Raw genomic sequence first — 12,129 nt, 5'->3', positions numbered from 1 at the left:
CTATCGGCGAAAATACCAAAGGAGCTTGTCGCCTCGCATAGTTGCCTACCTTTAAATACTCGATTCAGAGGCTATATTTTATGAATTAGGCTTAAAAATTTGGTAGACTTCTCATATGAGATTGTTAGCCTGAAGTCAAAGACTGTGCCGAGCGCATTCGCTTCGTATTTCCGCCTGATCATGAAAAGAAATTTAAGGATCATATCTTTGGGGCGATAGGCTATTTATCGGTAATACCAGATGCCATCATTTTTGATGAAAGCCAACAAACGATCATTGGCTAAAATTCCTTAATCCAATCAATAGAACAGGAGAGATCGCGTTGCATCTGCCAGATTCCACTTATTCCGCAATTAGGGCTCTATGTAAACAAGGCGATGATTTAGTGAAGACAGGCGATCTTGACGCCGCCAAGCAAAATTATATGGCCGCCCTCCGTTTATTGCCTGAAAATCATCAAGAATGGGAGGCAGCTACCTGGATATATGCAGCTATTGGGGATGTCCACTATCGTATGAAGAATTACGATAAGGCCTTCAAGTGCTTTTTTAATGCCGTACAGTGTCCGAAGGGGTTGGGGAATCCGTATATTCATCTTCGGCTGGGGCAGTTATATTACGAACAGGAAAACTTTGAAAAGGCAGCTGACGAGTTAACTCGGGCTTACATGGGCGCCGGTATTGAGATTTTTATGGAAGACGACCCGAAATATCTTGAGTTTTTGGAGACATGCATAGAGATTTGAACATTCAGGTTAGTTTCACATATCATTAAAATCATATAGATTTTCATATCTTTTGTTATCTCTATTGTTGCTCGATAACAGGGGCATTTAAAATACCGTCATAAGCGAAACAAACCCGGCCTTTAGAAAGGTCCGGGTTTGGAATAAGTTGTTTAATTCCTCTAAGCTACTTAAACAATTGTAGCTCTGTACCCTGTATTCTTGCCTTTTTAAACTGCTTCGATATAGCCATCGAAATAATAGGGTATATCATCTTCTTTACCATTCCGAATTCTGCCTCTAACTTTATCGAAGGCAAATATAGAAATCGAATATTCAGGCTCTCCAGTAACTAAGACGGGTTGGTCTCTTTCTTGTACCCAAATGTACCGTCCCCCATAATTCCTTCTTGCCACTTCAAAAATGTAACATCCAGCCATAGAAGAAACAGAATCTAATGTATCATCATCGATTTGATACTCACATAACTCTTCTAGCAATTCGTCAAGTTTTTGTAGACTTTGCACACTATAATCAAAATTTCCTTTATCGGAAAAATTATTTACGAAACTTTCTGCTGTAGTAATATGTCGAAAATATTAAAGTTTTTATTCTACTGGCGGAAGCGAAGTTCGCAGCAAGGTCTCCATGTCGGCAATCGGTACGGCCAAACCGGCCTCTATCATTTGGTCTTGATGCTCGACATCGGCAGTGGCGAATACAACGGCGATGGCTTTGCCACGCTTGTTAATGACGGGAGAGCCGCTATTGCCCTTATAGACCGGCGCATCAAGGGCCATGACCGGCGTCCGACGGCCTTGGATCGGGACCATGCCGATAATAGCCCCTTTGATGGCGATTTGCGTGAGATGAAGCGGATTGCCAATCACGTAGATTTGTTCATCAGGCTCCCACTGTTTGTTGTCTCGCTCGACTTCAATAAACGGCAGCCGTTGATCCCCGATGTCCGCCTTCAGTATGGCGATATCCAGATCGGGATCGCTGGCCGACAGCTCCGCTTTATAACTCTGACTTTGCCCCGGGAATTTCACTATAATATAGCCGTTATCTTCGATGACGTGGTAGTTGGTCACAATATAGCCGCCGTTAATGTGAAATCCGGTGCCCTTGCCGTTGTCCGTGCTGACTGTAACAACCGCTTCTTTATAGCTTTGGATTTCAGCTTGGCTGGATAATTCCCTCGACCCGAACAAGAGCGGGAGCGTCTTCATGTTGTAGATTTGCGGCCAGAAGGCCAATATATTTCCGACTAGAGCGGCAACGAGCAGGAATATGACCGTATTTCTGATCCACTTCCGTCGGTTGGCCGATGAACCCCCGTCGTCATCCTCCTCTTCCGACTCAAAGTCCCACTCCTCGTCTGCATATGGGTGGTCATTCTCATGTTCTTGCTTCTCTTCGGAATGAGAAAGAGAGTTCTCTTTGTTTCGACTAGGATTATTTTCCATGCGCATCCCTCCGTATTCGCCATAATCTTGTCCCGTTATTGTATCATCAAACTGCCTATAATTGGGGGAAGATGGCGGCAACGTCCTGCGTCGCATTGAATACATTATTAGTGCAGTTGGGAATTCAAACAAACCACTTCCGGGAATGGAGTGGTTTGTTTGGGTTACATCGTTGATATTTTTCCACTATCATCATGTTTTATTGCTAACTGACCTCACTTCGAGGGTTGTCATTTAAAGCCATTTAATCAGCTCTTCCAGCTCCTCTACCAATCCTTTTGCAAGTTCAAAATCAGTATTTTTTAGAGCCAATTCTATTTTCATTTCAACTGATTTTTTCTTTTGTTCCGTTTCTAAATAATCTTTATCAAAATGACTATCATAAATCATCTGTCTAAACTTTGGCAAAGTCATTTTTCTAATCGTCTTATCGTCAATAATTAAAACATAATCCATACCATTTACAACAGAATAGAAATCATGGGAAACCATGAGAATCGCGCCTTTAAATTTTTCAATGGCTTTCTCCAGTGCTAGTTGTGTATAGGTATCTAAATGGCTTGTCGGTTCATCAAGAAGTAATACGTTTGCTTTACTGGCGGAAACCTTAGCCAATTGAAGTAAATTTTTTTCTCCACCAGATAGAGATTCTATCTTTTGACTAAGGGTTTCCCCTTCAAAGCCATAGTTGGAAAGATACAATCCGATCTCATCGTAAGTTTTGAACCCTGCATCGATGAATTCTTCTAGTATTGTATTAGCGTCCTTTAGCATTTCACCTTGAAGCTGAGACAAATAAGCTACTTTAGCATCAGCATTGATTTCAATGGAAGCATGATAATTTTTAAAGATGTCTCGAAGTAAGGTCGTTTTCCCGGTACCGTTTGCGCCGATAATAGCTACTTTATCCGTAGATTTTATCTCAAAATTAACATTGTCTAGCAGCAGCTCATCAAAGCCAACACTATAATGACGGACACTTACAACAATAGCGTCTTCCATTTCGTTATCCACACCAAAACTGATATTCGGTTGTTTAATTTCAACGAATGGCGCTTTAATTCGACGCGCTTCCAGTCTTTCTTGAAATCTAACTCTAGCTTTTAACGCTCTCCCTCTCGAAGCGTCTGAATTGTAAGTTGCGATAACTCTAAGATTGTTGATGATCGTATCGTTTCTCTCCATCTCTTCTTGTTCAGCGACCGCGAGCTCTTGCAGCTCCATTTTTGTCTGAAGCAATGAGAAGTTATACTCGATATATCGCCCATCAAACTCCTGGATCTCCCTATTTTCAAGGTGTATAATTTTATTGAAACAATGATTCAATAGATATCGGTTGTGCGTAACAACCAGTAGTATGCCTTTGTACGAATGAATAAGTTTTTTAAGCGCATTTAGGTTTTCGAAGTCTAGAAATACATCAGGCTCGTCCATAATCAATATGTCGGGACGATTAAGCATTTCCTTCATCACTTGAATAAGTTTGAATTCCCCGCCGCTCAGGTCGGCTGCCTTACTATCTCTTCGCTTCATAAGGTTTGCTACATTTAGCTGCTTATGAATGTTGCTTTCAAAATCATCCCCGCCAATAGCATCCAATGCGTCTAAAGCGAATTGATACTTTTCCAGTAACGGTTCTATATCTGTTGAGGTTTCCATTTCCGTGCAAATCGATTGAATTTCATTTTGAAGCTTTATAAATGGTTCTCCTATATATTCAAAAACGGTTGTTTCTTTCGTGTTGTCTAGTTCTGAGAACTGACTTACGTATCCAATTGTACAATCGGGGTCCATCTCTAATTTACCATCGAAAAGATATCTTTCCGGGTCCATCAGTATATCTATCAATGTGCTTTTCCCACTGCCGCTTGTTCCGATAAAAGCGCAATGTTGTGCTTCTTCTAACGTAAATGAAATGTTGTTAAATAGTTCTTTTTGAGGAAACGAGAAGGATAAGTTATCGAGTTTTATCATAGTATTACCTTTCTTTATCACTAAAATAGTGGCTATTAGATGTATTGCAAACCATAGATTTTGAATTTACCGCTGTCAGAATAACACTGTTTACAACCAACTTCAATCCCATTGTATCCCTTGTGGCCTTTATTGGATTACCTGTCATTGTGGCGGGTGGTCGTTTTTAAGCCGACGTTAATTGGGTCTTAGATCAATGGTCTTTGGGCTGTATGCCATCTTTACCATTTATCGTTATAATGAAGGGAGGGATTTACGAGCGGCCAAAGCTCAAGAAAGGAATGTCCGGCATTATGACGATAACCGAGTCAAATCGACTGAGCGAGCTGAGCATTGAAGAGTGTCAGGGCCTGATCGCAGGCTGCGCCGAGGAAGCGGTGAACAGCCCGTTTCAAATAAACTACGGTAACGAAGTGCGCTCCAAAGTGCGTCTCTTTCTGTCCGAATTGACACCCGAGGAGGCCTGGCTGCTCGAGCTGAACATCGGGCTGTTTTTGCTTCGCAAGCAATCGACCGACCGCCACTCGGGCTACTTCGCCCAGGTGGCGGCATCCGAGACGATAGATACGATTGAGGCTCACCTCAATAGCGGCTTGCCGCCGGAGTTCGCGGTCAAGCATCAAGGGCGACTGCTGGAGACGGCCGTTTACATCCGCGAAACGGTAAAGGCGAATGCGTGGTTCCCTCCAGCCTATTTGGATATCTATGTGGAGCTGTGGTTGATCCTGGTATCATCCGATGCGGACAGCCCTCGCCTCTTTAAGGAGGAACTGTCCCATTTGGCCGATGGATTCGGCAAGGAAAATAAGCTCTTCCCGCTTGTCGCCCGCGCTTGGATTCACTTCTGGCTTCAAGAGGATCAAGCTGCTTGGCGGCTGCTCGAAGCAGCGGAGCGGCATCGGCTAAATCCCGGGCATGTGTTCCGCTTTCTGCGCGTGCTGGAGGAGGCTGGCGAATGGATACGGCTAGAGGCTTGGCTAAGCCATTGCGCCACCGAGCGGGTCGGTCGCAGCCCCGGCAGCCTGGATACATATGGACGCTACTGGGAAGCCGTCGTCGGACAATTGCCGGAGGCCGAGAGGAACATGTGGAGCGCGATTACGAGCCTGCTTCCCTACTCCAGCAGCCTGTACGAGGAGAGCCTGATGCGCTTCGGCCATTGGCGTCAGTGGGTTGATTATCAGCTTAGCCTCGGCAGCGATCCGCTCGACTTCCGGGCGAAGGATCTGCAGCCCATCGAGAAGGAGGCCCCGGAGGCGCTGTTGCCGTTCTATCACCAAGGCACAGAGAAATACGTGTTGTTAAGAAGCCGCCACGGCTACAAGCGAGCGGTGAAGCTGCTCAAACGGCTGGCCAAGCTGTACAAGAAGCTAAAGCGTGAGCAGCGGTGGGACGTGTACTTAGAAACATTCGTGAGCCGGCATAGCCGGCTGCGGGCCCTCCAGGAAGAGCTGCGGAAAGGAAAGCTGATTCCATGACGACGACGATCGATAATCTGGATACCATCGCGGTTCGAATGGTGTTAACGCCGCATGGCGACGCGTTGTTCTTCACGGACCCGGATTCGCTGCGGGAGTGGACCGGGCTTCAACTGAAGCATCGCCTGTTCGCCTGGCACGAGCCGTCCTTCTATGGCACCGAGCTGGAGCTCGTCAAGGTCGGGGAGCTCGAAGCCATTGTGCTGCCCGCCGAAGAGGTCATCCCCTTCTTTGCATCTGGACCTCTACTGGTGCATATGGAGTGGAAGTGGGAAGACGATGCCGCGCGCTTGGCCGAATTGGCGCCATTGCTGGCGGAATGCCTGGAGAAGCGGCTGTACGCGCCCGATCTTGCGGCTTACCGCAGCGGCTCGCTGCGCTGGAGCTGGGATGCGGCGGCGGTCGGTGCGAGCTTCGGACAGGCGCGCCGCGACGAACTGGACCTGAAGAGCGGCAGTTGGAGCGATGAGGCGCGCGACGGGCTGAAGGCGGCCTTCTCGGCGGCCGTCATGAGCCGCTTCTATGGAACGGAGCCGGACGAGGCGGATCTGCGCCGCAAATTCCCGGCCCTGTTCGCGCGCGAGAATGCGGCGGCCGCCACGGCGGGCCTGGACGACGAGAGCTGGCTCGTGCAGATTGGCTGGAAAGCGGATGTCGCGCCGTTCCGCCCCTTGCTGCAACTATTGGAGCCATGGGAGGGCGACGAGCACTCCCGCTGGCGGCTGCGGTTCGTGCTGCAGGACAAGAGCGATCCGGCTAAGCTCCGCAGAGTACGGCTCGGCGACGACGGCTCGGCGGTCGGCAAGTGGCCTGACGCATGGGCGGAGGCTATCCGCAGCCGCTCGGACGGTTGGCTGCAACGGCTGCGAGCCAGCCTTCCGCACGATCGGCTGTCGCGCGGCGAGGACGTGCTCGGCAAGCCGCTTGACGACGAGGCGGCCTGGCGGTTTCTGAACGAGGACAGCCGCCGGCTGCTCGAAGCCGGCTGGCAGGTGCTGCTGCCCGCATGGTGGGAAGCCGCCAGCCGCAAGAAACCGCGGCTGCGCGCGGCGGTGCAGTCGGAGGACGAGTCCAAAGAACGTGGCGGCGGCAAGTCTTTATTCGGGCTGGAAGCGATTCTGAGCTTCAACTGGCGCATCTCTATCGGCGGCGCCGACCTGAACGAGGAGGAGTTCGACGAGCTGCTCGCGCGAGGGGAGCGTCTCGTGAAGTTCCGGGACCGCTGGATCGTGCTCGACCCGGCGCTGATTGCCCAGATCCGCCGCATGATGGAAGGCATGGACAAGAGCCAGGGATTGAGCTTCCAGGATGTACTGCAATTGCATTTGCTCTCGCAGGCCGAGACGGACGCCGGCGCGGATGGCGGGGCCACGGATGCCGGCGCGGAGACATTCGGGACCAATGCTGCTCGCGTTGAGCTCGATGTCGAGCTGAACGCGCATTTGACCGAGCTATTCGCCAAGATTAATCAGCAGAGCGAATTGCCGCGGCTCGATCCGCCGGCCGGTCTGCGTGCCGAGCTGCGCAGCTACCAGCAGGACGGATTCACCTGGCTGGCTTTTCTCCGCCGCTTCGGGCTCGGGGCCTGTCTCGCGGACGACATGGGCCTCGGCAAGACGGTCCAGTTGATTGCCTACCTGCTCTACGCCAAGGAACAGGCGGACGAGGGGATGGGACTCCCTTCGCTTATCGTCTGCCCCACGTCGGTGCTCGGCAACTGGCAGAAGGAGATCTCCCGCTTTGCCCCGTCGCTGCGAGTGGCCATGCATTACGGCTCCGGGCGTAAGAGCGGCGACGCGTTCCGGAACGAGGCCCGCAGCGTTGACGTCATACTGACCTCCTTTGCTACCGCCTCGCTCGACCAGGAGACGCTCGCCGGATTCCAATGGGGCGCCGTCTGTTTGGACGAGGCCCAGAACATTAAGAATGCCGGGACCAGGCAGGCCGCAGCGGTCAAGAGCTTTCCCGCGCTCCATCGCATCGCGCTCACCGGGACGCCGATCGAGAACCGGTTGGCGGAGCTATGGTCCATCTATGATTTTATCGTACCCACCTATCTCGGGGCCGCCAAGGCGTTCCAGGAACGGTTCGCCACTCCGATTGAGCGCGAGCAGAACGGGCGTCGCATGGCTGAACTAAAACGGCTAGTGAAACCGTTCATGCTGCGACGCAAGAAGAAGGATCCCGCCATCCAGCTCGACCTGCCGGACAAAAATGAGATGAAGACGTATGTTCCACTGACCTCCGAGCAGGCCGCCCTGTACGACAATTGCGTTAAGGAGCTGCTAGAGAAGCTGAAGAAGCTCGACGGCATCCAGCGCAAAGGCGCTATTCTCGGGGCGCTGACGCGGCTCAAGCAGGCTTGCGACCATCCAGCTCTACTGGATGAGGATATGGGAACGGAGCTGGAGGATGGCCCTCTACATACGGAGGCGATCGTCGCCCGCTCCTCCAAGCTGGAGAGGCTGCTGGCCATGGTCAAGGAGCTGCGCGAGGCGGACGAGCGCTGCCTCATCTTCACGCAATACATCGGCATGGGCAAGATGATACAGGATGTGCTGCAGCGCGAGCTGGACGAACCCGTGCTATACCTGAACGGCAGCACGCCGAAGGCGCAGCGGGACCGGATGGTCGAACGGTTCCAGTCCCGCGACCTTCCGCCGTCCGAGCAGCCGAACGTGTTCATCCTCTCCCTCAAGGCGGGAGGCGTCGGGCTTAACTTGACCGCGGCGAACCACGTCTTCCACTTCGACCGCTGGTGGAACCCGGCCGTCGAGAACCAGGCGACCGACCGCGCCTACCGGATGGGCCAGACGCGCGACGTGCAGGTGCATAAATTCATCTCGCTCGGCACCCTCGAGGAGCGCATCGACGAGATGCTGGTGAACAAGCAGCAGCTAAGCGACAACGTCATCTCCAGCTCGGAGGGCTGGATTACCGAGCTGTCGACGGATGCGCTGCGGGAGTTGTTCTCGCTGCGGCGGGACTGGTCTCGCGATTAAGCGGGATTTGGGCAACCTAACATGGGTTCCTTACTTTCCTTCCTGAGAAATTCTTTAATCATCTCAAAGTATCGAAAACTACATGATAATTGCGACAGACGAAAACCTTGTTACGGATGAAACTTTTGAAATTGCCCTCCAAACAAAAAGGATCTGGAAGCTTACTTTCAAATCCTTTGTCCAGGGGTAACTAATTATTATTTCGTTTGTTAACTTCAATCGCAATGAACTCCGGGGAATATATCCATATATCCATTTTGTATATTTCTTTCAGAGTCGGTACTCAGGTCACCAACCAACAACCCCAATTTTTCATCGTCACTTATGATACGATTCACCGTACTGACACCAAGCACAAAATTTATTGGACTGCACTGGTGTTTCTTTGTTCCGGTGCCCGGTTCAGGTACGGAGGAGAGATTATTACGTTTACTTGAGCAGGAAAGGCAGCTACCGTAGACTGTTACTCCCGTTAATAGAATAGACGTGCTGCGGCTAGCTCCCTCTAGTTGTTTGTATAATTCAGTGGATGACAACGAATGGAGGGTGTTTAGCATGCAAACTTGGTTCATTACAGGAGCATCAGGAGGCTTGGCTTCACGTATAACTCGCCAGTTGCTTGATAGGGGGACCGTGTAGCCGCAACGGTACGCAAGCCGGGGGTGCTGGATGATCTGCAGGTACAGTATGGCTCGCAACTTTGGTAGGCTAATCTAGATCTGACAAACTCTCAGCAAATTGCTGAAGTGGTGGAACGTGCATTTTTAGAACTGGGCACGATCGATGTGTTTGTCAATAATGCAGCCTATGGCTTGTATGGCGCAGTGGAAGAAGCAAGCGACAGGCAAATTGAGCATCAGTTTATGACCAATGTGCTTGGCTCCCTACGTGCTGCGCGTGCAGTCCTGCCCTTTTTCCGTAAGCAGGGCGGCGGTCACATGGTACAGATTTCGAGTATGGCGGGTCAATTATTCTATTCCGGGTATGGGACTGTATTGCTCTTCGAAATGGGCGGTCGAAGGAGCCTTTGAAGCGCTAGCTAAGGAAGTGGCTCCGTTCAATATTAAGACCACTATGGTGTAGCCCGGCGGAATCCGAACGAATTTCATTACAAGCAACGCCGTATTCGGCGAGCGGATGGACGAATACCGGGATACGGAGGCGGGCCAATTCGTTAGTCTGATGAAGGGAGAACTGCCTGGTATAGATATGAGCATGTTCAATCAAATGGTTGTCGGCGATCCGGATAAAATGGCACAGCAGATTATCCGTCGTGTCGACCAGGGAGAGGGTCCGATACGTATGGCGTTGGGCAGTGACGCCTATGAGCAAATCCGGTCAGCCCTGCTGGACAGACTGGCCGCTCTGGAAGCACAGAAAGAGCTGGCTTACTCCACTGATTTAGATGATGTGGTAAAACAATTTTAAAGGATACCAAAGAATTCGACATCCACGACAACTGATATGCCCCTCTGAAGTAGCCGGTTTATTTATTAATCCTGCTACTTAAAGGGGAGCATATTTAAAATTTGCCCTTATTTGTGGTACGGTTCACCATATCATCTATAAAGCGAACTTAACTCCTATCAATTGAGGGATACTTCCAACTATCGCCCCTTCCGCTAATGAAGCAGAGGGGGCTTTTTGTGTTAGCAAAATAGTTCGTAGTAAGTAGAAGATTATGATAGCAATCTAATTTTTTATATCGTATGATTCTTCACATACAATAAGATTTTGCAATAACAAGCTTCATAATATAGATCTTATTACACTTTTGGGGAATAAGGCGTACTTATATTTTCCGTACGGGAGTTTTTTCGGAATGGAGAGACTATGAAAAAAATTATTGTCTTTATGATTGCATTACTTATACTGTTCACCGGATTCGCAACACCAAGTTATGCATTATCAGATTCGCAATCTGAATCAATACAAGCATTGTTGGATGATGCAAGCCGTATATCAGGTGTACCGGGAATGTCAATCTCAATACTTGCGGACAATGAAGTGCTCTACTTTTCTTCCGGGTACGCAGATCGTGAAAAGGGACTGTCCGCAAGTGAAAATACTCTATATGAGCTGGCTTCGGTAAGTAAAGCTTTTACCGGCATGGGTATTCTGCTGATGGAAGAACAAGGACTGCTGTCAATGTCAGACCCTATCCAGAAATATTTGCCTTGGTTTACGTTAAAGTATCAGGGGAAACACGTTGATATGCAAAGTATTACACTCAATAACTTTTTACACCATACTAGCGGCTTAACAAATGGCAGTCACAGTCAAGAAATTCCACAAGGCAATACGCCGGATATGTTGCAAAAAACCGTAGAAATGCTCGTAGATTCTGAATTGTCGTTCTATCCTGGTGAGCAGTATAATTACGGAACTGTTAATTATGACGTATTAGGTCTGGTTATTGAGATTGTGTCGGGACAAAGCTATGAAGACTTTATGAGGGAACAGGTATTTCAGCCGTTGGGTCTTCACGAGACGTATGTTTATAAAGAAGATGCTCAAGCCACCGGACAGTTGGCACAGGGCTACCGTTCTTCCTTTTTTATGACAACTCCATATAACGCGCCGGATTATTCCGGTAATAAACCCGCAGGCTACATCATTTCTTGTACAAAAGATATGGCGCGTTGGATGGGCATACAGATGGGTATTGTGCAGGACATACCCGAAATATTCCATACGGTTATCGAAAAATCACATCAGGGTGATAGGTCTGTTCCGGCTGTCAACGAAATGTATTATGCGGCGGGCTGGTCGGTAAACGCCAACCAATCGATTATAGAGCACCCAGGGGGCAATCCCAATTTCGGAACCGAAGTGGTCATACTGCCAAATGAACGAATAGCCATCTGCTTGCTGACCAACGGCGCAAATATCAATAGAAGCATGGTACTAAAAGTTAAAGATATATTAGACGGCAATCTGACGCAGTCATATGGAATAAGCGGCACACAGCTTTTGGACATCATTTTGTCGTCTACCACAATTATTCTTTGCCTATTGGCTGTTCTGTTCTTTCTCTTAGGATTACGCAGAAGGAAAACGAATGAGCGGCAGCCAATGACAAAAAAGCGAATAATCGTAACAGCTATTTTGCTGATTGCTACGATTGTCCAGTGTATAATGTGTTGTGCATTAGATTGGTCAACGATACTTATTTGGCAAACATATAGTGTTCTTACAGCTTTGATTTCGTCGGCATTATTAACAGCAAGCATTACATGGTTTGTATACACTCACCGATATAATGCCTCGCTCCGAAAATAAGCATTTCATTCGTTCGCCTTATTGAAAAAACGCGAAGATTTCTTCTAATGAGAGAACAATATCAGCAAAAAGGAAGTGCAGGCGCCCCCTATTTTTCGCCGTCACTTATGATACATTTCAGCTTAACGGGTCTATCGGCGAGAAATTCGCAACGATTTTGTTATCCAACCTTTTAATGCCCGATCAAGGGGCATGATCAT

Annotated in this window: 9 protein-coding genes; 6 read left to right on the top strand and 3 right to left on the bottom strand. The window is 49.0% G+C overall.

Annotation, left to right across the window (positions count from 1 at the left end; genetic code table 11):
• The first annotated feature begins 322 nt into the window (after positions 1-322).
• Complete coding sequence (locus ACI48J_RS26765; RefSeq protein WP_405081012.1) at positions 323-745, top strand: tetratricopeptide repeat protein; 423 nt, start codon at positions 323-325, stop codon at positions 743-745.
• Between the two features lie 209 nt (positions 746-954).
• On the opposite strand, the gene ACI48J_RS26760 is transcribed toward ACI48J_RS26765, so the two are convergent.
• From ACI48J_RS26760 to ACI48J_RS26750, 3 genes are all read right to left on the bottom strand, one after another.
• The gene (locus tag ACI48J_RS26760) at positions 955-1,251 is read right to left on the bottom strand and encodes a hypothetical protein (RefSeq protein ID WP_405081011.1); all 297 of its coding nucleotides are present in this window, start codon (positions 1,249-1,251) and stop codon (positions 955-957) included.
• Positions 1,252-1,332: 81 nt separating this feature from the next.
• Positions 1,333-2,193 carry a serine protease gene (locus tag ACI48J_RS26755; RefSeq protein ID WP_405081009.1) on the bottom strand — a complete coding sequence of 287 codons (861 nt, stop codon included), beginning with the start codon at positions 2,191-2,193 and terminating at the stop codon, positions 1,333-1,335.
• Positions 2,194-2,427: 234 nt separating this feature from the next.
• On the bottom strand, positions 2,428-4,167 hold the full coding sequence (locus tag ACI48J_RS26750) for an ABC-F family ATP-binding cassette domain-containing protein (RefSeq protein ID WP_405081007.1): 1,740 nt from the start codon (positions 4,165-4,167) through the stop codon (positions 2,428-2,430).
• Between the two features lie 212 nt (positions 4,168-4,379).
• Here ACI48J_RS26750 and ACI48J_RS26745 point away from each other — a divergent pair, with 212 nt between their 5' ends.
• The 5 genes from ACI48J_RS26745 to ACI48J_RS26725 all read left to right on the top strand — a co-directional run bounded on the left by ACI48J_RS26745 (position 4,380) and on the right by ACI48J_RS26725 (position 11,929).
• Complete coding sequence (locus ACI48J_RS26745) at positions 4,380-5,645, top strand: hypothetical protein (protein WP_405081005.1); 1,266 nt, start codon at positions 4,380-4,382, stop codon at positions 5,643-5,645.
• On the top strand, positions 5,642-8,647 hold the full coding sequence (locus tag ACI48J_RS26740) for a DEAD/DEAH box helicase (protein WP_405081002.1): 3,006 nt from the start codon (positions 5,642-5,644) through the stop codon (positions 8,645-8,647). The genes ACI48J_RS26745 and ACI48J_RS26740 overlap by 4 nt, the downstream gene beginning before the upstream one ends.
• 746 nt (positions 8,648-9,393) lie before the next feature.
• Positions 9,394-9,678: an SDR family NAD(P)-dependent oxidoreductase gene (locus ACI48J_RS26735; protein WP_405081000.1), complete on the top strand. Its 285-nt coding sequence runs from the start codon at positions 9,394-9,396 to the stop codon at positions 9,676-9,678.
• 106 nt (positions 9,679-9,784) lie between these two features.
• On the top strand, positions 9,785-10,075 hold the full coding sequence (locus ACI48J_RS26730) for a hypothetical protein (protein WP_405080998.1): 291 nt from the start codon (positions 9,785-9,787) through the stop codon (positions 10,073-10,075).
• A gap of 405 nt (positions 10,076-10,480) precedes the next feature.
• A complete protein-coding gene (locus ACI48J_RS26725; RefSeq protein WP_405080996.1) occupies positions 10,481-11,929 on the top strand; it encodes a serine hydrolase domain-containing protein in 1,449 nt (482 codons plus the stop codon).
• The last annotated feature ends 200 nt before the right edge of the window (positions 11,930-12,129 follow it).

The sequence above is a fragment of the Paenibacillus chitinolyticus genome, assembly GCF_045038035.1.
GTDB classification, from domain to species: Bacteria; Bacillota; Bacilli; order Paenibacillales; family NBRC-103111; genus Paenibacillus_F; species Paenibacillus_F chitinolyticus_A.
The sequence above is the reverse complement of the archived record's forward strand: the minus strand, read 5'-3'. Positions and strand labels throughout refer to the sequence as shown.